The organism is Marinobacter nauticus (genome assembly GCF_003634635.1).
Classification (GTDB): domain Bacteria; phylum Pseudomonadota; class Gammaproteobacteria; order Pseudomonadales; family Oleiphilaceae; genus Marinobacter; species Marinobacter nauticus.
In genome coordinates this window covers 692,623-714,430 of the sequence record NZ_RBJB01000002.1, presented here as the reverse complement: position 1 = coordinate 714,430, position 21,808 = coordinate 692,623, and the positions used below count along the sequence as shown (strand labels likewise).

Sequence of the window (21,808 nt, the reverse complement as noted above, 5' to 3'; positions counted from 1 at the left end):
GCAACCATGTCATTTACCGTTGTCATTCCCGCCCGCTATGCCTCCAGCCGTTTGCCCGGCAAGCCTCTGGCCATGATTGCCGGCAAGCCGATGATTCAGCATGTCTGTGAGCGGGCCAATGAGAGCCGCGCAAGCCGCGTGGTGGTCGCGACCGACGATGCCCGTATTGAAGAGGCGTGTCGCGGTTTTGGTGCCGAAGTCATCATGACTTCGCCCCATCATGCCAGTGGCACAGACCGTCTCGAGGAAGTGGCGAGAAAGCTGCAGCTGGATCCGGACCATCGTGTGGTCAACGTTCAGGGGGACGAGCCTCTGATACCGCCGGAACTGATCAATCAGGTCGCCGATAACCTTGAACAGTACCAGGAGGCCGCCATTGCAACACTGTGCGAGCGGATTCACGATGCTCGTCAGGTTTTCAATCCCAATGTCGTGAAAGTGGTGTTCGATGCCCGGGGCATGGCCCATTACTTCAGTCGGGCACCGATTCCCTGGGCCAGAGACTTCTGGCCCGCGGGGGCGGCTACCCAGGATGTGGACCTTCCGGATGGCATTGGCTATTTCCGGCACATTGGTATCTATGGCTATCGTGCCAGTGTGCTCAGTGAGTTCGTCACCTGGCTGCCGGCCCCCACCGAGCGGGTGGAATCCCTGGAACAGTTGCGGGCACTTTATAATGGCGCTCTTATTCATGTGGATGTGGCGGACCGGCCGCCGGCTCCGGGGGTGGACACCGAAGAGGATCTGGCCCGTCTGCGGGCACTGATGGAAAGAGGGGGTTCCCATGGCTGATCGTGTAAGTGTGCTGTTTGTCTGCCTGGGCAATATCTGTCGCTCTCCCAGTGCCGAGGGAGTTTTCCGTCACCTCGCCCAGGAGCATGGCCTGTTCGACAGACTGGATATTGATTCCTGCGGCACCGGCAGCTGGCATATCGGTAAATCCCCGGACGAACGGGCAACTGCTGCCGCGGCGCGCCGAGGTATCGATATCAGCGACCTGCGCGCCCGCCAGTTCCGTGCGGAAGATCTGGATCAGTTTGATTATGTGTTGGTGATGGATCGGTCTAATCTCGCCGACGTTCGTGAGGTCTGGCACCAGAATGGCGGTACCGAACCCCGACTGTTTCTGGACTTCGGCGGCTCTCGGCTGGCCGAGGTACCGGACCCCTACTACGGCGGAGAGGATGGCTTTGAGCACGTGCTTGATCTGATTCACGACGCCAGTTCCGGCCTTCTGGAAGAAATCCGGAGGCGGCTGGCTTGAGTCAGGCTCTGGAGATTCAGGAGCGGGCCAGCCTTCAGGGGTTGAATACCCTGGCTGTGCCTGCAACGGCCCGATACCTGGTTGAAGTCGAAAACGCGGTGCAGCTCAAACAGGCGCTTTCCTGGGCCTGTAACCACGAACAGTCCGTTCTGGTACTTGGCGGTGGCAGTAATCTGGTGTTTGCCGGCGATTATCCCGGCCTGGTCATCCGGATGGCATTGCGTGGCCGCAGTTGGGAGCAGGTAGACGACCACGGCGCGGTATTGGTCTTGAAAGCCGGTGAGAACTGGCACGAGGCTGTGCTTTATGCCGCCCGTTCCGGTTATCGCGGGATTGAGAACCTGGCGTTGATCCCGGGCACGGCCGGCGCCGCCCCGGTACAGAACATCGGGGCTTATGGCACCGAGTTGTGTGACTGTCTGGAGAGTGTCACGGTACTGAACCGCCAGACTCTGGAGGTAGAAAACCTGCCCGCAAGCGCCTGCGAGTTCGGCTATCGCGACAGCCTGTTCAAGCACCGGCCGGGCTGCTACATCATTCTTGAAATCCGGCTCCGGTTGTCCCGCGATGCGTCTTTGAATATCGGCTATCGGGATCTTCAGGATTACTTTGGCGACGTTAACGAGGCTGAGTTAACACCCCTGGCGGTGGCCGAGGCCGTGATGGCTGTCCGTCATCGCAAACTGCCGGATCCTGCGGTATTGCCGAATGTGGGCAGTTTCTTCAAAAACCCGGTTATAGGATTGACTCAGTTTCGGGAGCTTCAGGCCCGGTTTCCGGATGTTGTGTCCTATCCCGCGGATAGTCAGGTCAAACTGGCGGCAGCCTGGCTTATTGACCAGGCCGGATGGAAGGGGTTTCGCAACAGTCGGGTCGGGGTTCACAACCGCCAGGCGTTGGTACTGATCAATCATTCCGGTGGAACCGGCCAGGATGTGCTGTCCCTGGCTGATGACGTGCGCCAGTCTGTGCTTGAGAAATTCGGCGTTGAGCTGGAGATGGAACCGGGGATTGTGGGCAACGCCTGATCTGCGGAGACGTCGTCAAGACACCGGAAGGCCGGGAACAGCCTTCCGGTGAATTTGGTTCAGGGTTACAGGCCGCCTTTGGGCGACGCCTTTACCAGGAACGAGAGGGCCTCATCAACCGGAATATCCTGTTTTTCCTCGTCCCGCCGACCCTTGTATTCCAGGGTTCCGGCGGTCAGGCCGCGTTCTGAGACCACGAAGCGGTGGGGGATACCGATCAGCTCCATATCGGCGAACTTTACGCCCGGGCGTTCGTTACGGTCGTCCAGCAGGACATCGTAACCGGCCTGGCGAAGCTGTTCGTATAGTTTGTCGCCAGCTTCGGCCACCACCGGAGATTTATGACCATTCAGGGTGACAATGGCCGCCTCAAACGGCGCGATGGCGTCTGGCCAGATGATGCCCTTGTCATCATGATTCTGTTCGATGGACGCGGCCACGATGCGCGAAACGCCAATGCCATAGCAGCCCATTTCCATAATCGAAGTCTTGCCGTGTTCATCCAGAACCGAGGCGTTCATGGCCTTGCTGTACTTGTTGCCCAGCTTGAAAATGTGGCCAACCTCAATGCCACGACGGATCTCCAGTGTGCCGTTACCGTCCGGGCTGGCATCGCCCTCGACCACATTGCGAAGGTCTTCCACGCGGCTGATCTCTGCATCACGCCCCCAGTTCACGCCGGTCAGATGATAGTCATCCTTGTTGGCACCGCAGACAAAGTCTGCCAGGTGGGCAGCGCTGCGATCCACGATAACCGGTACCGGCAGCTTGACCGGGCCGATGGAGCCTGGCTTGCAGCCGATGGCTTTCTCGATTTCCTCGTCGGTTGCCATGGTCAGCGGCTCGGCAATGCCGGGAAGGTTCTCGGCCTTGATCTCGTTCAAGGTGTGATCGCCACGCAGAATCAATGCCACCAGGCCGGATTCACCATTCTCATCCGCTTCTGCTTTCACCAGCAGCGTTTTCACGCTGCGCTCAGCCGGCATGCCGAGGAATTGGGAAACGGCGTCGATCGTGCGCTGGCCCGGGGTATGGACCTCTTTCAGATCTTCGCCGGGGGCAGGGCGCTCACCGGCTGGTACCACCGCTTCGGCTTTTTCGATGTTGGCGGCGTAGTCACCGCTGGTGCTGAACACGATCGCGTCTTCGCCAGAGGAGGCAAGGACGTGGAATTCATGGGATGAACTTCCGCCGATAGAACCGGAGTCCGCCTGTACCGGACGGTAGTCGAGCCCCAGCCGATCGAAAATGTTGCAGTAGGTCTGGTGCATGACCTTATAGGTTTCATCCAGGGATTCCGCGTTCAGATGGAAGGAGTAGGCATCCTTCATGATGAACTCGCGGGCGCGCATCACTCCAAACCGGGGGCGACGTTCGTCGCGGAACTTGGTCTGGATCTGGTAGAAATTGGCCGGTAGCTCCTTGTAGCTTTTCAGCTCGTTCCGGATCAGATCAGTGATGACTTCCTCGTGGGTGGGGCCGAAGCAGAAATCCCGGCCATGGCGGTCGTTCAGGCGCAGGAGTTCACCGCCGTACTGTTCCCAGCGCCCGGATTCCTGCCACAGCTCGGCGGGTTGTACCGCCGGCATCAGAACTTCCTGGGCACCGCTCTTGTCCATTTCTTCACGGACGATTCGCTCTACTTTGCGCAGGGTACGCAACCCCAGTGGCAACCAGGTATAGAGGCCGGCGGCCAGTTTACGGATCATGCCCGCACGCAGCATCAGCTGGTGGCTGATAATCTCGGCGTCGGAAGGGGTCTCTTTCTGGGTAGCTATCAGGTAACGGCTCGCTCGCATCGTGTCTTCCGCTGTCATCAGAAAAGTGGGAGTCAGACTAATTGGCAAGGCGGGATGCCCGCCACAGCCTTTCATTGTCGTAGAGTGGGCGTTATTGTACGGAGCCTGCATCACAAGGTACAGATAATGACTGACGAATCCATCGATGTGTCACCCCGCCGGCGCCCGGTTCAGGCCCGCAGCCGGGAACGGGTGAACACCATACTGCACCATGCCGCCGGGATCTTTCACGAGCAGGGCGTCGACAGTACCAGTATGTCTGCCATTGCCCGCCAGTCCGGCATGTCTTTGGCATCGCTTTATCGCTATTTCCCCAATAAAGCAGCGATCGTTCACGCCATCGCAGAGGGGCATGTCGAGAAGATGGAACAGGCGTTGCGGGCCAAACTGCCTCAACTGAGCCTGAGCGATGCAGTGGATGTCCTGATTGATCTGTTTTATGACTTCTACCGAACCGAGCCTGCCTATTCCGCCATCTGGAGCGGCGTGGAAGCCATGCCGGAACTGAGGGAGCTGGATCTTCGCGAACTCTACAGCAATGCCCGGGATCTGGATGCCCGCCTGCAGGAGGAGTATCCCGATTTGCCGGCAGATCGCCGCTGGACAGCCAGTTTGCTGTTACCCCGTTCCGCCGGCACGATTCTTCGGCTGGCGGCCACCCTCCCGGACGAGCAGGGCGTGCTGTTGGTGCAGGAAATGAAAGCCATGGCCCGTGCCTATCTGGACAACCTGGTGGCTCAGGACAGATAACCCAGCGGCAGGGCGGTGCTGTCGATGACGCGCCGAAGAACAAAGCTGGAGTGAACACCACTGACACCGGGAATGCGGGTTATCCGGTTCAACAGAAAGTGGTGGTAGTGGTCCATATCCGGCACGACCACTTTGAGCATGTAATCCGCGCTCTGACCAGTGATCAGATAACACTCCTGAACCTCCGGGTATTCTCCCACCTGTTCCTCAAACGCAGCAAAGCGCTCTGGTGTATGCCGGTCCATGCCAATGAGAATAATCGCCGTGAGCGACAGTCCCAGTTTTTTGTGATCCAGAATGGTGACCGTCCGCACGATAATGCCGGCCTCATCGAGGGCGCGAACCCGGCGCAGGCAGGGAGAGGGGGACAGCCCAACCTTCTCGGCCAGCTGCTGATTGGTCAGGGAGCCGTCTTTTTGCAATTGTTCGAGTATTTTTCGGTCGAGCTTGTCAATTTTGATAAGCGTTTTCTCTGTATCGGGCATTTTCTGTCTCTTATTGGCGGTTTTCTGGAATTATATGGCATTATTTGGTTGTGCGGCCAGAAAATGGCAACCAAATAGCTCGGCCCAGCCTTTACACTGTGTGTGTTCCAATCACTGTCTGATCTCGGAAGGAATTTTCATCATGGCTTTTGACCATCGCAAATACGTTGCTTTCCAGCCGGTCGCCAAGAAAGACCGTCGCTGGCCCGATCAGGTTATCCAGAAAGCCCCGGCGTGGTGCGCTGTAGATCTTCGGGACGGCAACCAGGCCCTGGTCAAACCCATGTCTGTTGCCCAGAAGCAGCGCTTGTTTGATTTGCTGGTCAAGCTGGGTTTCAAGGAGATCGAAATCGGTTTCCCGGCAGCCAGCCAGCCGGACTTTGATTTCTGCCGCAAGCTGATCGAAGAAAACCGGATCCCGGATGATGTGAAAATCCAGGTGCTGACCCAGGCTCGCCCGGAATTGATTGAACGGACTTATCAGGCACTTGAAGGCGCCAAGCGGGCGATTGTGCACGTCTACAATTCCACCTCGACCGTGCAGCGGGAACAGGTGTTTGGTCTCGACCGGGAAGGTATTCGCGATATCGCGGTACGTGGCGCCACTATCGTGAGGGATATCGCTGCCCGCTATCCGGACACGGAGTGGACCTTCCAGTATTCGCCGGAGAGCTTTACCGGTACGGAGCTGGACTTTGCGGCCAGTGTGATTGATGCCGTCAACGATGTCTGGCGCCCGGACCAGGGCCAGCCGGTCATCATTAACCTGCCGGCGACCGTTGAAATGGCAACGCCCAATGTGTTCGCAGACCAGGTGGAGTGGATCTGTGACAATATTCGCTACCGGGAGCACATCAGCATCAGCCTGCATACCCACAATGACCGGGGCTGCGCGGTGGCAGCTGCCGAACTTGGGGTGATGGCGGGTGCAGACCGGGTGGAAGGTACCTTGATGGGCAACGGCGAGCGCACCGGTAACATGGACCTGGTCACCATGGCCATGAACCTGTATTCCCAGGGGATTGACCCTACCCTGGATCTGTCCGGCATGGCCGAAATCACCGAAGTGGTGGAGGCGTGCACCGAAATTTCCACTCATCCGCGTCATCCCTATGCTGGTGAGCTGGTCTTTACCGCTTTCTCCGGCAGCCATCAGGACGCCATTCGCAAGTGTCTCTCCCGTCGGAAAGAGGGCGATGCCTGGAACGTGGCTTACCTGCCCATCGACCCGTTCGATGTCGGGCGCCGATACGAGGAAGTGGTCCGTATCAACAGTCAGTCCGGCAAAGGCGGCGTCGCTTACGTACTTGAGCGCGACTACGATATTACCCTGCCGCGGTGGCTGCAGATCGAGTTCAGCAAGGTGGTCCAGCGCGAAGCTGAAACCAATGGTGGAGAGATCGATTCACATACTATCCACCGTCTGTTTGAAGAGCGTTATCTGAAAGTACACAGCGACTGGGCTCTTCGCTCCTACGACCTGCATCGGGATGACAATGGTGTGCGGGCCGAAGTGGTCGTCGGTGGCGATGCGGCTCCGGCTACCCTGGAAGGTCGAGGGCTGGGAGCCGTTGAGGCGGTTTCCGACGCACTGTCCAGGCAGTTTGGGGTCTCGGTGGCGGTCGAAGCCTATGATGAGTACGCGCTGGGCGAAGGTACCAATGCCAATGCTCTGGCGTGTATCCGGCTGACAGCTAATGGCAGGCACTGCAGCGCGGCAGCCCTGGCGGAGGATACTACCTCGGCGACATTGCAGGCCCTGTTCTCGGCTGTAGCTCAGGTGCTCGATGGTAGCCGGTCCGAGTCTGTTTCTGCAGAAGCGGCAGAAACTGTCTGAGCGGATAATCCCTTCTACCAACAGAAAGGCCGGCAATCCAGGGACTGCCGGCCTTTCTTGTTTCTGCCCGTGAGGGGCATCAGGACGCTGACATAACAGCTTAAAGCGGTGTTACGTTTTCGGCCTGCGGGCCTTTCGGGCCCTGGGTTACGGTGAACTGCACCTGCTGACCTTCGGCCAGAGTACGGAAACCGTTTGCGTTGATTGCACTGTAGTGAACGAAAACGTCACTGCCGCCTTCCTGGGCGATGAAGCCAAAGCCCTTGGATTCGTTGAACCACTTCACGTGGCCGGTTTTGGTATCGGACATCGATCTTTCCTGTCTTACTGATAATTTTCCCTCACGGGACCTTCTTTCGAGCTGGGACATCCGGAGCGCACTGAGGAAGGGGCAACGAAAAGCCAAGGGCAGGACGTTGTAACGCATTCGCCAAATAACGCTGCAGAAGTACACAGCAATTTTCAGTATAGACCGACTTTGAAAGGCGTCAATTGTTTTTTTTATGATCAGTAAGTGTTTTTTAATTGATAAAAAACAATAAGTTGTAATCAAGGTGAAACCCGGGGCTGCTCTTGATCAAGAGCGCCCCGGGTGTTCTTTGGCTCAGCGGATGGAGGTTTGATCAGCGACCGAATTTCTCGCTGATTTCTTCCAGAATGGCCGGGTCGTCGATGGTGCTGGGTACCGTGTACTCCTCCCCATCGGCAATCTGGCGAATAATACGTCGCAGGATCTTGCCGGAGCGGGTTTTGGGTAAACGGTCAACAACGATGGCCCGGCGGAAACAGGCAATAGCCCCGATCTTCTCGCGAACCATCTCTACCAGCTCCTCCTCCAGTTCATCCTGGTCAATGGTGGCGCCATCTTTGATCAGCACCAGGCCAACCGGAATCTGACCCTTCATATCGTCATGAGCGCCCACTACGCAGCATTCCGCGATCGCCGGATGGGATGCAACGACTTCTTCCATCTCGCCGGTAGAGAGCCGGTGCCCGGCGACGTTAATTACATCATCCGTCCGCCCCATGATGAAGACATAGCCGTCATCATCGATAAAACCACCGTCGCCGGAGCTGTAGAAGCCAGGGATTGGCTTGAGGTAGCTGTTCTGGAAGCGCTGGTCGTCGCCCCATACGGTCATCAGGCAGCCCGGGGGTAATGGCAGTTTGACTGCAACCTGGCCCTGTTCGCCTGCTGGTACCTGGCTGCCTTCCATGTCCACTACCTGAACGTTGAAGCCGGGTGAGGGCACGGTTGCAGAGCCGGGTTTCGTAGTCATCATTTCAATGCCGACCGGGTTGCAGCAAATGGCCCAGCCGGTTTCGGTCTGCCACCAGTGATCAAGGATTGGCAGCCCGGTGTGCTCCTTCAGCCACTCATAGGTGGGCGGATCCAGGCGCTCTCCGGCCAGGAAAATCCGTTTGAGGGAGGAAACATCGTAGCGGCTCAACTGATCTGCTTCCGGGTCTTCCTTGCGCACTGCACGGAATGCGGTGGGCGCGGTAAACAGCATATTGACCTTGTGGTCCTGGACCACGCGCCAGAATGCGCCGGCATCCGGGGTTTTTACCGGTTTGCCCTCGTAAAAAATGGTGGTACAGCCGGTAAAGAGCGGTGCATAAACAATGTAACTGTGGCCTACCACCCAGCCAACATCTGAGGCCGCCCAGTAAACGTCTCCGGGTTTGGCGTCGTAGACCAGCTTCATGCTGTAAGTGAGGGCAACGGCGTGGCCCCCGTTGTCACGGACTACGCCTTTGGGTTTTCCGGTGGTACCGGAGGTGTAGAGAATATAAAGCGGGTCGTTGGCCTTGACGGGTACCGGTTCGGCCGGGGTGGCGTTGGCCACGATCTCGTTCCAGTCAAAGTCTCGGCCTTCCTGCATGGTTGCCTTGACCTGTGGCCGTTGGAATACCACGCACGCGTCCGGTTTGTGGCTGGATTGCTCTATAGCCTTGTCTACCAGCGGTTTGTATTCGATCACCTTGGTAACTTCGATGCCGCAGGAGGCGGTAATCAGTGCCTTGGGTTTGGCATCTTCAATGCGAACGGCCAGTTCGTGTGCTGCAAAACCGCCGAAGACCACCGAATGGACTGCGCCCAGCCTGGCGCAGGCCAGCATGGCGATGGCTGCCTGAGGAATCATCGGCATATAGATGATTACGCGGTCACCTTTTTCTACTCCGCGGGCACGCAGGGCGCCGGCGAACAGGGCAACTTCATCACGCAGTTCGTTGTAGGTGAATGACTGTTTGGTGCTGGTGACCGGGGAGTCATAAATCAGGGCTTTCTGGTCGCCGCGGCCGGCACGGATATTGGCGTCCAGGGCTACGTCGCTGGTGTTCAGCTCACCGTCCGGAAACCATTCGCCATGGCCGTTATCGAGGGCGCGCCAGATCGTATTCGGGGCTTTGATCCAGTCGATGTGCTGCGCCTGCTCACGCCAGAAATCATCCCGCTGGTCAATGGACCGGCGAAATTCGGAGTTGTAGCTCATTGTGCTCCACCTCGGTTGTCCGTGTTGTTGTTTTATCGTTGTTATCGACAACTTTAGGAGCTTTGAAATCCGGGGCTAGTAGACCATAGGCGTAGTTGCCAGGCTCTGCGGCTCTATTCGCTCGAAGAATTGATCTCTGTCACCCGGGCGGACACCGAGCCATGACCAAGTCTTGCGGTAATCTGACTGCCAGTTTCCAGATCACCAGCCTTGCGAACGATCCGGTCATTGTCGTCTTTGACGATGGCGTAGCCTCTTCCGAGGGTGGCCAGGGGGCTGACAACATGAAGGGTTTGTGCAATGTGCTGTAATCGCTCGTCTTTTTGGCGTAGCTGGTGACGGGTCGCGAGTGTCAGGCGTTCCTCGAGACGTTGGGTCTGTTCTCTTACCGTTTTTAGGGTTCGGCGTGGGGATTGTGCGCTCATCCTTTGAAGCAGGTAATCGGTTTTCTGCTTCTGCTGGTCCAGTCTGTCACGGATCGCCTTGTTCAGCCGCAGCTCAAGCTCATCCATGCGTTGCGCCTTTTCCAGTAGTTCCCGTCGAGGATCCCGGAGCCGGGCAGACAGGTGCCCCAACTGGTTATCCAGCCTTTGCAATAAGCGGCGTGCAGACTGGCCAAGACGCCCCTGCTGCTCGGTCAGTCGACGGAGCCAGTCCTGCTGGTCGGGCGAGATCTTCTCAGCGGCGGCCGACGGCGTGGGGGCTCTCAAGTCCGCGACAAAATCAGCAATGGTAACGTCGACCTCATGGCCAACGGCGCTGACGGTCGGGATGGGGCAGGCGGCAATGGCCCGCGCGACGGCTTCTTCGTTGAAGCACCACAAGTCTTCCAGGGAGCCGCCGCCCCGGCCGATGATCAGGACATCGGCCAGACCATGCTGCTGCGCCCGGGCAATGGCCTGGACAATATCTGCGGTGGCCGGCTGGCCCTGGACGGCGGTGGGATAGAGCGTGACCGGAATAGCCGGGCAGCGCCGCTTGAGTACCGTCAGAATATCGTGGATGGCGGCGCCAGTTGGCGAGGTAACCACGCCAATATGTCTGGGCGTGGCGGGAATCGGTTTCTTTCGGGCCCGGTCAAACAGGCCTTCGCCCTGGAGTCTTGCTTTGAGGGCCTCGAAAGCCTGCTGCAGGGCGCCCAGCCCGGCGGGTTCGAGGTGTTCCACGATGATCTGGAAATCCCCGCGGTTCTCGTACAGGGTCACCTTGCCGCGAATCCGGATCTGGTCACCTTCCCGGGGCAGGGTGCGTATGCGCTGGTTAGCGCCACGGAACATGGCACAGCGGATCTGGCATTTCTGATCCTTGAGTGAGAAATACCAGTGCCCTGACGAGGGTCTGGAAAAGCCTGAGAGTTCTCCCTCCACCCAGACCTGCATAAAGCTTGATTCCAGCAGGTGGCGCGCCTGGTGGTTGAGCTCACTGACTGTGAGTGCTCGTGGGCGGGTGTCCGGGTAGGGGGTGCTCACAGGGCGGGCTCCAGGATTATTCATAAGCAATAGCCGAAAGAGATGGCCAAAAATAACGGAAATTCAAAAAGATGCAACCAAATGGCAAAAACCGCGCGGTTTACTGTCTTTACGCACCACTTTATAATAGATCGATTAAGGATTTTGCTTTGTCGCACCGCCGCGGGTGCGGCACGGAAATTCCCAACTTAGCATGTTCAAAAGGCGGATCCCAATGCTGCGTATTGCCGAAGAAGCCCTCACGTTTGACGACGTTCTGCTCGTGCCCGGATATTCTGAAGTTCTCCCTCACCAGGTCGACCTGAAAACCCAGCTGACCAAGGGTATTACCCTGAATATTCCGCTGGTCTCGGCGGCCATGGATACGGTAACCGAGGCGGAGCTGGCCATCGCCATGGCCCAGGAAGGCGGTATCGGTATCATGCACAAGAACATGACGGTGGAGCAGCAGGCGGCTGCGGTCCGCAAGGTCAAGAAGTTCGAAAGTGGTGTGGTCAAGGATCCGATCACCGTATCTCCGGGTACCACCGTGCGTGAGCTGGTCGATATCACCATGGCCAACAATATCTCCGGCCTCCCGGTTGTCGATGGCAATGACCTTGTCGGTATCGTGACTGGCCGTGATATCCGTTTTGAAAGCCGCATGGATACCCCCGTCCGGGACATTATGACGCCCAAGGACAAGCTTGTTACCGTAAAGGAAGGCGCCGATCTGGAAGAAGTAAAAGAGCTTCTGCATCGTCACCGCATTGAAAAAGTTCTGGTGGTAAACGATGAGTTCCAGCTTCGTGGCCTGATCACGGTAAAAGACATTCAGAAAGCCAAGGACTATCCGCTGGCGTGCAAGGACGAGCAGGGGCGCCTGCGAGTTGGTGCCGCGGTCAGCACTGGCGGCGACACCGAAGCTCGCGTTGCCGCACTGGCAGAAGCCGGCGTGGATGTGATCGTGGTGGATACCGCCCATGGCCATTCCAGGGGCGTGATCGATCGGGTTCGCTGGGTGAAACAAAACTACCCGGATGTTCAGGTCATTGGCGGTAATATCGCCACCAGTGATGCGGCCATCGCCCTGGCCGAAGCTGGCGCAGACGCCGTGAAGGTAGGTATTGGCCCCGGTTCCATCTGTACCACCCGGATCGTCGCCGGCATTGGTGTGCCCCAGATTTCTGCGGTTTCCAATGTCGCCGCTGCCCTGAAGGACCGCGGTGTGCCACTGATTGCAGACGGCGGTATCCGCTTCTCCGGAGACATCGCCAAGGCCATTGCTGCTGGCGCTCACTGCGTCATGATCGGCAGCCTGCTGGCAGGCACCGATGAGGCTCCGGGTGAAGTCGAACTGTTCCAGGGCCGCAGCTACAAAGCGTATCGCGGCATGGGCTCTATCGGCGCCATGGGGCAGGGTTCCAGCGACCGTTATTTCCAGGATGCCAGCAAAGGCATCGAGAAACTGGTGCCGGAGGGCATTGAAGGCCGCGTGGCCTGTAAAGGCCCGATGCGTAATATCGTGCATCAACTGGTTGGCGGTATCCGGGCCTCCATGGGCTACACCGGTAGCGCCACCATGGACGAAATGCGTACCAAGCCCGAGTTTGTTCGCATTACCAATGCCGGTATGCGTGAGAGTCACGTCCACGATGTGACCATCACCAAAGAAGCGCCCAACTACCGAATCGGTTAATCTTTGCCTGATCAGACGCGGCCCGGTTTCCGGGCCGCGTTGTTTCTTTACAGCCCGAGGACTCCATGGCCCAGAACATTCACGACCACCGTATCCTGATTCTCGATTTCGGTTCCCAGTACACCCAGTTGATCGCTCGTCGCGTTCGTGAAATCGGGGTTTACTGCGAGATCAAGGCATTCGATATCACCGATGACGAACTTAACGAGTTCAATCCCCAGGGTATTATTCTGGCGGGCGGCCCGGAATCGGTCACCCAGCTCGGTGGCCCGCGTGCCCCGGAAGGTCTGTTCGATCGTGGTATTCCGGTGCTGGGTATCTGCTACGGCATGCAGACCATGGCAGAGCAGCTAGGCGGTCGGGTAGCCAGTTCCGAGAAGCGGGAGTTTGGTTACGCCCAGGTGAAAGTGCGGGCGAAGGGACCATTGCTGGCGGATATCACAGACCACCTCACGCCGGCCGGTGAGTCCCTGCTGGATGTGTGGATGAGCCACGGTGACAAAGTGGTGGCCATGCCGGAAGGTTTTGAACTGCTGGCTTCCACTGAAAGTGCGCCGATTGCAGCCATGCAGGATCTGAGTCGCGGCCTGTTCGGTGTTCAGTTTCACCCGGAAGTGACGCATACGCTGCAAGGCAAGCGTATCCTGGAACACTTCGTGATGACCATCTGTGGCTGTGAAGCCCTCTGGACGCCGGCAAAAATCGTGGATGACGCGGTTCGTCAGATCCGGGAGCAGGTCGGCAGCGACAAGGTGTTGCTGGGCCTGTCCGGTGGTGTGGATTCTTCGGTTACGGCGGCGTTGTTGCACAAAGCCATCGGTGACCAGCTTACCTGCGTGTTCGTGGACAACGGCCTGCTGCGCCTGCACGAAGGCGATCAGGTGATGGACATGTTTGCCAGTAACATGGGCGTTAAGGTTATCCGTGTAGACGCTGAAGACCTGTTCCTGTCCAAGCTCAAGGGCGTGAACGATCCGGAGCAGAAGCGCAAGATCATCGGTAATACTTTCATTGACGTGTTCGACGACGAAGCGGCCAATATCAAAGACGTGAACTGGCTTGCCCAGGGCACAATTTACCCGGACGTGATCGAATCTGCGGCGTCCAAAACCGGTAAAGCTCACGTCATCAAGTCCCATCACAATGTGGGTGGCCTGCCGGAAACCATGAAGATGAAGCTGGTCGAGCCCCTGCGTGAGCTGTTTAAAGACGAAGTGCGCCGGATCGGCCTTGAGCTGGGTCTGCCATATGACATGGTTTATCGCCATCCGTTCCCGGGGCCGGGGCTGGGCGTTCGTATCCTCGGCGAGGTCAAGAAAGAGTATGCGGACATTCTGCGTCGTGCCGACGCGATCTTCCTGGAAGAACTGCACCGTGCTGACCTATACCACAAGACCAGTCAGGCGTTTGCCGTCTTCCTGCCGGTGAAATCGGTGGGTGTAGTGGGTGATGCCCGCCGCTATGAATATGTCATTGCGATTCGCGCGGTTGAAACTGTCGACTTCATGACGGCTCGCTGGGCGCGCCTGCCATATGAATTGCTTGAAACGGTGTCAAACCGGATTATCAACGAAATCTCCGGTGTTTCGCGGGTAACCTACGACATCTCCTCCAAGCCGCCTGCAACCATTGAGTGGGAATAATCGGCTGGGAGCTGTTTGACGGTGACGACAGCCGCTGAAGATGAATTCTGGATGGCCCGGGCGCTGGCTCTGGCCAGCCAGGCGGATGCTGTCGGTGAAGTGCCGGTAGGGGCCGTGGTTGTGCTTGATGGCAAGGAAGTGGGTGCGGGCTTCAATGCACCGATTTCCGGCTGTGACCCTACGGCCCATGCGGAAATCCGGGCGTTACGGGATGCGGCGGCCCGGGTTGGCAATTATCGATTGGCCGGTGCCACCTTGTACGTGACACTGGAGCCCTGCACCATGTGTGTCGGCGCGATCGTTCACAGTCGCGTCAGCCGGTTGGTATTTGGCGCTCTGGAGCCCAAGGCCGGAGCTGTGGAATCAGCCAGGCGAACCCTGGAAGAACCGCACCTGAACTGGCGGGTAGAGGTTTCCGCCGGGGTGATGGCAGAGCAGTGTGGTCAGGTGATATCTGAATTTTTCAGCCGGCGTCGCCGTGAAATCCGGCAACGTCGCAAACAACACTCAGGGAAGGGAAGCGAAGCTCCATGAAAGTATTGGTAACGGGTGGCGCCGGGTATATTGGCAGTCACGTTGTGCGTCAACTGGCGGCGGCAGGTCACGACATTGTCGTTTTTGATAACTTGTCTACCGGTTATCGCTGGGCCGTGACCGCCGGCGAGTTGGTGGTGGGTGATCTCGCCGATGAGCAGGCGCTTGAAGCGGTGTTCTCCGAACACAGATTCGAGGCGGTGCTGCATTTTGCCGCCAATATTGTGGTGCCGGAATCGGTTGCCAACCCCCTCAAGTATTACAGCAATAACACCCGTAACACCCTGAATCTTCTCAAGATGGTTGAGCGCTATCAGGTTCCCTACATGGTGTTTTCCTCCACCGCAGCGGTTTACGGTATGCCCGAACAAACCGTACTGACGGAAGACCTTCCGCTGGCGCCCATCAACCCCTACGGTGCCTCGAAAATGATGAGCGAGCGCATGATGATGGACCTCGCCGCTGCCAGCAGTCTGAATTACGTGATTCTGCGTTATTTCAATGTGGCCGGCGCCAACCCGGACGGCTTGTTGGGGCAGGCAACGCCGGAGGCAACGCACCTGATCAAGGTAGCCTGCGAGTGCGTGACCGGGCAGAGAGATGGTATGAGCGTGTTTGGCACCGACTACGAGACCCGTGACGGCACCTGTGTCCGCGACTACATCCATGTGGAAGATCTGGCCAAGGCCCATGTTATGGCGCTGGATTATATGGCCAAAGGCGGTGAGTCTCAGGTGCTTAATTGCGGCTATGGTCGTGGCTTCACTGTGCGTGAAGTGATTGATGTGGTGAAAACCGAGTCCGGTGTTGACTTCCCGGTACAGGAAACCGGACGCCGAGCCGGCGACCCGGCTGCGCTGATGGCCGATAACACACGGATCAAGAGTGTTCTGGGCTGGCAGCCGGATTTTGATGATCTGAATACCATTGTGCGGACCGCGCTGGCCTGGGAAAAGATCTGGCAGCAAAAGAAAGCAGGCCACTGACAGTTTTCATTCTAAATTTTCAGGAAGAGTTGCATGAAGATTACGATTTTCGGAACCGGTTATGTCGGCCTTGTGACCGGCGCCTGTCTGGCGGATGTCGGGCACCACGTGCTGTGCATGGATGTGGACCAGGGCAAGATCGAAAAACTGAAGAACGGCCAGATTCCTATTTACGAGCCAGGCCTGGACAACATCGTCAAGCACACCGTTGAGGCAGGTCGCCTGGCATTTACCACGGACACCGAGGAAGCGGTCAAGCACGGTACCCTTCAGTTTATCGCCGTTGGCACGCCACCGGATGAAGATGGTTCTGCGGACCTTCAGTATGTTCTGGCAGTGGCGAAATCCATTGGGCAGCACATGGAGGATTACAAGGTGGTGGTGGACAAGTCCACCGTACCGGTCGGGACTGGCGACAAAGTAAAGGCGGCGGTTCGTGCCCAGCTGGACAAGCGGGGGTTGGAACTGGATTTTGATGTGGTGTCCAATCCGGAATTCCTGAAAGAAGGTGCTGCCATCAACGATTTCATGAAGCCGGACAGGATTGTGGTCGGCACCGAGAGCGAAAAGGCGGCGGATTTGTTGCGGGAAGTGTACTACCCGTTCAACCGCAACCACGATCGCATGATCTTCATGGACATCCGTTCTGCTGAGCTGACCAAGTACGCGGCCAATGCCATGCTGGCCACCAAGATCAGCTTCATGAACGAAGTGGCAAACCTGGCCGAGCGGCTGGGCGCGGATATTGAAGAAGTGCGCCGGGGTATCGGTTCGGATCCGCGTATCGGTTACCACTTTATCTACCCGGGTTGCGGTTACGGCGGTTCCTGCTTCCCGAAAGATGTGCAGGCCCTGGCTCGCACCGCCCGCGACTGCGACTACGAGTCCAAGCTGCTGAACGCGGTGGAAGCAGTGAACTATGCCCAGAAGCATGTGCTGTTCGACAAGGTCTCGCACTACTTTCAGGGTGATCTGAAGGGCAAGACCGTGGCGCTCTGGGGTCTGGCGTTCAAGCCCAACACAGATGACATGCGCGAAGCATCTTCCCGCACCCTGATGGAAGATCTCTGGAAAGCCGGTGCGAAGGTGCAGGCTTTCGATCCGGAAGCCATGGAGGAAACCCAGCGCATCTACGGGGATCACGACGGACTGACTTTGTGCGGTACCAAAGAACAGGCGTTGAAGGGTGCTGACGTACTGGTGATCTGCACCGAGTGGAAAGAGTTCCGCTCACCGGACTTTGATGTGATTGCCTCCACCTTGAGTGAGCCGGTGGTGTTTGACGGCCGCAACCTGTACGAGCCGGAAATGCTGGAGCGTCATGGCCTGATCTACTACGCCATTGGCCGCGGCCGTAACCAGTTCCATTCAGCGGTCTGATGGTCGGGGAGGGTGTTGATGTTCCAGCTTCATGAGCGTTTGGCGGCGGATACCCACAAGCTGGGAGAGAGTCGTCTTTGCGATGTCTTGCTGATGAACGACAGCACCTGGCCCTGGATCATTCTGGTGCCCCGGGTATCCGGCATCCGGGAAATCTACCAGTTGGCGAGCGAACAGCAGCAACAATTGCTGGCGGAGTCCTCGGTGCTGAGTGAGGGGATGATGGATCTGTTTGCGGGAGACAAGATGAATGTGGCAGCGCTGGGCAATATGGTGCCCCAGTTGCACTTGCATCATATTGTCCGCTATCAGGGCGACCCGGCCTGGCCGGGCCCGGTGTGGGGCAAGCAGCCTCCTGTACCTTACACAGAAGAGCAGCTAGTCAGTGTGAAAGCAAAGCTGCAGCCGCTACTTGAGCAACTTGCCTAAGATTTAGTAGCTCAATCCAGACCCTGCTGCCACTGGGCCAGGGTCTGGGAACCCACCAGAATCATTCTCAGCTCGGTTTTCAATTTCTGCTTGAGTTCTTCTCGCTCTTTCGGGGTTGCATCCAGCGCCTCGGCGCCTTGATTGAAGACCAGTGTGACCATGGCTTCGGCGACAATCCTGGCTTCCGCCAGGGGTTTGTTCTGTTCGTCGGCAAACCGGCCAAGATCGTCGGCCAGCTCCGTTACGAAATGGTCGATTTCTGCTTTCACCGCCGTCCGGAAAGGCTTGGATACGCCGGTGCGCTCCCTCAGCATCAGGCGGAACAGGTTGGCGTTGTTACCCAGGTACTCCATGAAGGTGTCCACCGAGGTGGAAATTGCACTGCCGTCCCGGGCAATACGTTTACGGGCCTGGCGCATCAGCTGCCGCAGAGCCACGCCGCCTTCGTCCACCAGGGCCAGGCCAAGCTCGTCCAGCTCGGCGAAGTGCCGATAAAAGGATGTGGGGGCAATGCCGGCCTCCCGGGCGACTTCCCGCAAACTCAGGCTGCCAAAGCCCCGGTCTGCGCTCAGTTGGGCGAGGGCAGCGTCCATCAGTGCTCGACGGGTTTTCAGTTTCTGTTCCGCTCGGGTGGCCAACGTCTTACTCCATGGTCCGGTCAAACCATGCATTCTAGCCCCCGGTTTTTTGATAGTCATCCCGCTGCCGGATATCCGGTGTCAATTCTGTTTCCGGACGCCTGATTTTCAAAGCCATTGTGTTTATAATGGGCGGCTTTTCGGCTATAGCCGCCCAAATTCTTTGATTCAACGCGAACACATTCAGAACGAACGGGAACCGATATGCGCAGCCATTATTGCGGTGGGATTAACGAATCTCACATCGATCAGGAAGTCACACTCTGCGGATGGGTACACCGCCGCCGTGACCACGGTGGGGTCATCTTTCTGGATCTGCGAGATCGGGATGGCATGTCTCAGGTTGTGGTCGATCCGGACACCCCTGAAAGTTTTGCTCTGGCGGAGAAAGTCCGCAGCGAATTTGTTATCAAGGTGACCGGCCGCGTTCGTCGTCGCCCCGCGGGTACCGAGAACAACAACATGCCCACTGGCCAGGTCGAGCTGTTGGGCAAAGAGCTGGTCATTCTGAACGCAGCCGCCACCCCGCCGTTCCCGCTGGATGAGCACGTCGACGTGGGCGAGGATGTTCGCCTCCGCTACCGGTTCGTAGATCTGCGTCGTCCGGAGATGATCAACCGTCTGCGGTTCCGCTCCCGTGTGACCAGCTACATCCGGAACTTCCTGGACAGCCGCGGATTCATGGATGTGGAAACCCCGATTCTGACCCGTGCCACCCCGGAAGGTGCCCGTGACTACCTGGTACCAAGCCGTACCCACGAAGGTTCCTTCTTCGCTCTGCCACAGTCGCCGCAGCTGTTCAAGCAGTTGCTGATGGTGTCTGGTGTAGATCGCTACTACCAGATTGCCAAGTGTTTCCGCGATGAGGATCTGCGCGCCGATCGTCAGCCCGAGTTTACCCAGGTGGACATCGAGGCTTCTTTCATCGATGAAGAAACCCTGATGGGCCTGAACGAGGAAATGATTCGTTCCCTGTTCAAGGATGTGCTGGATGTTGAGCTGCCGGAGTTTCCGCGCATGCCGTATTCTGAAGCCATGCAGCGTTACGGCAGCGACAAGCCGGACTTGCGTATCCCTCTGGAACTTCAGGATGTGGGTGATCTGGTGGAAAGCGTGGACTTCAAGGTGTTCGCAGGTCCCGCCAAAGATCCGAAAGGCCGTGTCGCCGCCCTTCGCGTGCCCAAGGGCGCTGAGCTGACCCGTAAACAGATTGATGACTACACCAAATTTGTTGGTATTTACGGTGCCAAGGGTCTGGCCTACATCAAGGTGAACGAACTTGCCAAGGGTGCCGAAGGCCTGCAGTCTCCGATAGTGAAGTTCCTGGGTGATGACGTTGCCCTGGCCATCATGGAGCGCGTAGGTGCGGAAGATGGCGATATCGTCTTCTTCGGCGCCGATAAGGCTATCGTCGTGAATGAAGCCCTGGGCGCTCTGCGTATCAAGGTAGGACACGACCTCAACATGCTTACCTGCGAGTGGGCGCCAATGTGGGTTGTGGACTTCCCGATGTTCGAGGAGCTGCCGGATGGCAATCTGACCGCCATTCACCACCCCTTCACAGCACCGTCCTGCAGTCCGGAAGATCTGGCAGCAGACCCGGCGAACGCCTTGTCCCGTGCCTATGACATGGTGCTCAATGGTACCGAGCTGGGCGGTGGTTCTATCCGTATCCACGACGAGAAAATGCAGGAAGCGGTGTTCCGTATCCTGGGTATCGAAGAGGAAGAGGCTCGTGCCAAGTTTGGCTTCCTGCTGGATGCCCTGAAATTTGGTTGCCCGCCTCACGGTGGTCTGGCCTTTGGTCTGGATCGTCTGGTGATGCTGATGACCGGTTCTTCGTCAATCCGCGACGTCATCGCTTTCCCGAAAACCCAGAGCGCCACCTGTCTGATGACTCAGGCGCCGGGCGAGGTAGACGAGAAGCAGCTGAAGGAGCTGCATATTCGTCTGCGCCGTTCTGCTAAAGCCGTTGAAGGCAACAAGGCACAAGATAAAGAGTAAAGGCACGATGCCGGAGGTGGCGCGCCATCTCCGGCACGGCCAGACTCTCTCACTTCCGAGGGCAGGCGGATGGCAATCATCCTGGGGGTAGACCCCGGCTCCCGCATCACCGGCTACGGTCTTATTCGTTCTGAAGGCCGGCTTCTTGAGTACCTCGACAGTGGCTGCATCCGAGTAGGTGAAAAGCCAATGGCGGAGAGGCTGCAGACTATTTTCCACAGTCTCGCCGTGCTGATTGGCGAATATCGCCCGGAGGAGTTCGCTATTGAGCAGGTGTTCATGGCGCGCAACCCGGACTCGGCCCTGAAGCTCGGTCAGGCAAGGGGAGCTGCAATCGTCAGTGCCGCCAACAGTGGCCTGGCAGTCCATGAGTATTCTGCCCGGCAGGTGAAGCAGGCGGTGGTGGGTACTGGTGGAGCGGATAAATCCCAGGTGCAGCACATGGTGCAGGCGCTTCTGGGGCTGTCCCGAAAACCACAGGCGGATGCCGCCGATGCCCTGGCCATTGCCCTCTGCCATGCCCATATGAACCAGAGTGTATTACGTATGGCCAGGACCGGAGGTAAGGTCAGAAGCGGCCGCGTACGCCAACCATAAGCGGCGGTTTGCCGCGACAGGAGAGCCCGTTTGATTGGTCGAATCCGAGGAATGCTGATTGAAAAGTCTCCCGGGCAGGCATTGGTGGAATGTTCCGGCCTGGGTTACGAAATTGACATTCCCTACACCACGTTTTTTCATCTGCCCGAGACCGGGCAGGAAGTGACCCTTCATACCCATTTCGCCGTTCGTGAAGACGCCCAGAGCCTTTATGGTTTTGCCTCCCGTCTGGATCGAAATCTGTTCCGGCTGCTGATCAAGGTTAACGGTGTTGGGCCCAAACTTGCGGTGGGCATTCTGTCGGGCCTGGATGCACAGCAATTCATCCGCTGTGTCGAGGCTCGGGACGCGAATTCGCTGGTTAAGCTGCCCGGTGTCGGCAAAAAAACGGCCGAGAGGCTGTTGATTGAAATGGCCGACAGGATAGGGCAGCTGGAAGGGCAGTTCGTCCCGTCTCAGCCCGATGTGCCGACTGGAGCCGGGGCGGCTACGGCGAGTCAGGCTGGGCCTGACCCGCGGGAGGAGGCTGAGGCCGCATTGATTGCCCTTGGCTACAAGCCCCAGGAGGCGGCCAAGGCGATCAGCAAGGTGGCCGGCCCGGATATGAACAGCGAAACGCTGATACGTCTGGCCCTGAAGAATATGATTCCCGCCGGGTAACAACCCGGCGTTTTTGTGTCGGCTATGGCCACAGAACCATGACACCAATGTGTATAGAGCGTAACGTGACTCACAAGCGCCCCTTTGTACAATTGGTGCAACCTGACTTACAGGGTGAGCCAGCGGGCA

General features: G+C 57.9%; 20 protein-coding genes. 14 read left to right on the top strand and 6 right to left on the bottom strand.

From position 1 onward, the window contains the following. Window positions 1-6: 6 nt before the first annotated feature. From kdsB to murB, 3 genes are read left to right on the top strand one after another with little or no spacing between them, the layout of a single operon-like run. On the top strand, window positions 7-792 hold the full coding sequence (kdsB, locus tag C7436_RS03515) for a 3-deoxy-manno-octulosonate cytidylyltransferase (RefSeq protein ID WP_121206733.1): 786 nt from the start codon (window positions 7-9) through the stop codon (window positions 790-792). Further along, window positions 785-1,264, top strand: coding sequence for a low molecular weight protein-tyrosine-phosphatase (locus tag C7436_RS03510; RefSeq protein ID WP_121206732.1), 480 nt, complete (start codon window positions 785-787; stop codon window positions 1,262-1,264). Before kdsB ends, C7436_RS03510 begins: the two co-directional genes overlap by 8 nt. Further along, window positions 1,261-2,292, top strand: coding sequence for a UDP-N-acetylmuramate dehydrogenase (gene murB / locus C7436_RS03505; protein ID WP_121206731.1), 1,032 nt, complete (start codon window positions 1,261-1,263; stop codon window positions 2,290-2,292). The genes C7436_RS03510 and murB overlap by 4 nt, the downstream gene beginning before the upstream one ends. 65 nt (window positions 2,293-2,357) lie before the next feature. Here murB and C7436_RS03500 read toward each other — a convergent pair whose 3' ends face one another. After that, a complete protein-coding gene (locus tag C7436_RS03500; RefSeq protein WP_121206730.1) occupies window positions 2,358-4,091 on the bottom strand; it encodes a proline--tRNA ligase in 1,734 nt (577 codons plus the stop codon). Between the two features lie 126 nt (window positions 4,092-4,217). Between C7436_RS03500 and C7436_RS03495 the strand changes: the two genes are divergently transcribed. Further along, window positions 4,218-4,841: a TetR/AcrR family transcriptional regulator gene (locus C7436_RS03495; protein ID WP_121206729.1), complete on the top strand. Its 624-nt coding sequence runs from the start codon at window positions 4,218-4,220 to the stop codon at window positions 4,839-4,841. Here the strand turns inward: C7436_RS03495 and C7436_RS03490 are convergent. Beyond that, window positions 4,829-5,326 carry an Lrp/AsnC family transcriptional regulator gene (locus C7436_RS03490; protein WP_121206728.1) on the bottom strand — a complete coding sequence of 166 codons (498 nt, stop codon included), beginning with the start codon at window positions 5,324-5,326 and terminating at the stop codon, window positions 4,829-4,831. The two genes, C7436_RS03495 and C7436_RS03490, sit on opposite strands and share 13 nt — an antisense overlap. A 142-nt stretch (window positions 5,327-5,468) precedes the next feature. Here C7436_RS03490 and leuA point away from each other — a divergent pair, with 142 nt between their 5' ends. Next, window positions 5,469-7,163, top strand: a complete 1,695-nt coding sequence (gene leuA, locus C7436_RS03485) for a 2-isopropylmalate synthase (protein WP_121206727.1) — start codon at window positions 5,469-5,471, stop codon at window positions 7,161-7,163. Window positions 7,164-7,263: 100 nt separating this feature from the next. On the opposite strand, the gene C7436_RS03480 is transcribed toward leuA, so the two are convergent. From C7436_RS03480 to xseA, 3 genes are all read right to left on the bottom strand, one after another. Next, entirely contained in the window at window positions 7,264-7,473 is a 210-nt protein-coding gene (locus C7436_RS03480; protein ID WP_011785214.1) for a cold-shock protein, read from the bottom strand. Between the two features lie 313 nt (window positions 7,474-7,786). Further along, entirely contained in the window at window positions 7,787-9,712 is a 1,926-nt protein-coding gene (locus tag C7436_RS03475; protein ID WP_264673077.1) for a propionyl-CoA synthetase, read from the bottom strand. 62 nt (window positions 9,713-9,774) lie between these two features. Next, the gene (gene xseA, locus C7436_RS03470) at window positions 9,775-11,154 is read right to left on the bottom strand and encodes an exodeoxyribonuclease VII large subunit (protein WP_121206726.1); all 1,380 of its coding nucleotides are present in this window, start codon (window positions 11,152-11,154) and stop codon (window positions 9,775-9,777) included. Window positions 11,155-11,344: 190 nt separating this feature from the next. Between xseA and guaB the strand changes: the two genes are divergently transcribed. From guaB to C7436_RS03440, 6 genes are all read left to right on the top strand, one after another. After that, entirely contained in the window at window positions 11,345-12,808 is a 1,464-nt protein-coding gene (guaB, locus tag C7436_RS03465; RefSeq protein WP_022991076.1) for an IMP dehydrogenase, read from the top strand. A gap of 65 nt (window positions 12,809-12,873) precedes the next feature. Further along, window positions 12,874-14,451: a glutamine-hydrolyzing GMP synthase gene (gene guaA, locus C7436_RS03460; RefSeq protein ID WP_121206725.1), complete on the top strand. Its 1,578-nt coding sequence runs from the start codon at window positions 12,874-12,876 to the stop codon at window positions 14,449-14,451. Between the two features lie 21 nt (window positions 14,452-14,472). Continuing rightward, a complete protein-coding gene (tadA, locus tag C7436_RS03455; protein WP_121207035.1) occupies window positions 14,473-14,985 on the top strand; it encodes a tRNA adenosine(34) deaminase TadA in 513 nt (170 codons plus the stop codon). After that, on the top strand, window positions 14,982-15,971 hold the full coding sequence (galE, locus tag C7436_RS03450) for a UDP-glucose 4-epimerase GalE (protein ID WP_121206724.1): 990 nt from the start codon (window positions 14,982-14,984) through the stop codon (window positions 15,969-15,971). The genes tadA and galE overlap by 4 nt, the downstream gene beginning before the upstream one ends. Window positions 15,972-16,004: 33 nt before the next feature. Then, window positions 16,005-17,351, top strand: a complete 1,347-nt coding sequence (locus C7436_RS03445; RefSeq protein ID WP_023010014.1) for a UDP-glucose dehydrogenase family protein — start codon at window positions 16,005-16,007, stop codon at window positions 17,349-17,351. Window positions 17,352-17,369: 18 nt separating this feature from the next. Next, window positions 17,370-17,780, top strand: coding sequence for an HIT domain-containing protein (locus C7436_RS03440; protein WP_121206723.1), 411 nt, complete (start codon window positions 17,370-17,372; stop codon window positions 17,778-17,780). Between the two features lie 11 nt (window positions 17,781-17,791). On the opposite strand, the gene fabR is transcribed toward C7436_RS03440, so the two are convergent. Further along, window positions 17,792-18,418: an HTH-type transcriptional repressor FabR gene (gene fabR, locus C7436_RS03435; RefSeq protein ID WP_014421258.1), complete on the bottom strand. Its 627-nt coding sequence runs from the start codon at window positions 18,416-18,418 to the stop codon at window positions 17,792-17,794. Between the two features lie 204 nt (window positions 18,419-18,622). Between fabR and aspS the strand changes: the two genes are divergently transcribed. The 3 genes from aspS (at window position 18,623) to ruvA (ending at window position 21,679) form a co-directional block, all read left to right on the top strand. Further along, on the top strand, window positions 18,623-20,422 hold the full coding sequence (aspS, locus tag C7436_RS03430) for an aspartate--tRNA ligase (RefSeq protein ID WP_121206722.1): 1,800 nt from the start codon (window positions 18,623-18,625) through the stop codon (window positions 20,420-20,422). 69 nt (window positions 20,423-20,491) lie between these two features. Further along, entirely contained in the window at window positions 20,492-21,019 is a 528-nt protein-coding gene (ruvC, locus tag C7436_RS03425) for a crossover junction endodeoxyribonuclease RuvC (RefSeq protein ID WP_011785189.1), read from the top strand. 30 nt (window positions 21,020-21,049) lie between these two features. Beyond that, a complete protein-coding gene (ruvA, locus tag C7436_RS03420) occupies window positions 21,050-21,679 on the top strand; it encodes a Holliday junction branch migration protein RuvA (protein WP_011785188.1) in 630 nt (209 codons plus the stop codon). Window positions 21,680-21,808 lie beyond the last annotated feature (129 nt).

Excerpts from the sequence above, each read along its gene's own strand:
- leuA (WP_121206727.1), top strand. The coding sequence starts at position 5,469 with ATGGCTTTTGACCATCGCAAATACGTTGCTTTCCAGCCGGTCGCCAAG.
- ruvC (WP_011785189.1), top strand. The coding sequence starts at position 20,492 with ATGGCAATCATCCTGGGGGTAGACCCCGGCTCCCGCATCACCGGCTAC.
- C7436_RS03445 (WP_023010014.1), top strand. The coding sequence starts at position 16,005 with ATGAAGATTACGATTTTCGGAACCGGTTATGTCGGCCTTGTGACCGGC.
- guaA (WP_121206725.1), top strand. The coding sequence starts at position 12,874 with ATGGCCCAGAACATTCACGACCACCGTATCCTGATTCTCGATTTCGGT.
- C7436_RS03480 (WP_011785214.1), bottom strand. The coding sequence starts at position 7,473 with ATGTCCGATACCAAAACCGGCCACGTGAAGTGGTTCAACGAATCCAAG.
- aspS (WP_121206722.1), top strand. The coding sequence starts at position 18,623 with ATGCGCAGCCATTATTGCGGTGGGATTAACGAATCTCACATCGATCAG.
- C7436_RS03500 (WP_121206730.1), bottom strand. The coding sequence starts at position 4,091 with ATGCGAGCGAGCCGTTACCTGATAGCTACCCAGAAAGAGACCCCTTCC.
- C7436_RS03490 (WP_121206728.1), bottom strand. The coding sequence starts at position 5,326 with ATGCCCGATACAGAGAAAACGCTTATCAAAATTGACAAGCTCGACCGA.
- C7436_RS03440 (WP_121206723.1), top strand. The coding sequence starts at position 17,370 with ATGTTCCAGCTTCATGAGCGTTTGGCGGCGGATACCCACAAGCTGGGA.
- C7436_RS03495 (WP_121206729.1), top strand. The coding sequence starts at position 4,218 with ATGACTGACGAATCCATCGATGTGTCACCCCGCCGGCGCCCGGTTCAG.
- C7436_RS03510 (WP_121206732.1), top strand. The coding sequence starts at position 785 with ATGGCTGATCGTGTAAGTGTGCTGTTTGTCTGCCTGGGCAATATCTGT.
- galE (WP_121206724.1), top strand. The coding sequence starts at position 14,982 with ATGAAAGTATTGGTAACGGGTGGCGCCGGGTATATTGGCAGTCACGTT.
- kdsB (WP_121206733.1), top strand. The coding sequence starts at position 7 with ATGTCATTTACCGTTGTCATTCCCGCCCGCTATGCCTCCAGCCGTTTG.
- guaB (WP_022991076.1), top strand. The coding sequence starts at position 11,345 with ATGCTGCGTATTGCCGAAGAAGCCCTCACGTTTGACGACGTTCTGCTC.
- xseA (WP_121206726.1), bottom strand. The coding sequence starts at position 11,154 with ATGAATAATCCTGGAGCCCGCCCTGTGAGCACCCCCTACCCGGACACC.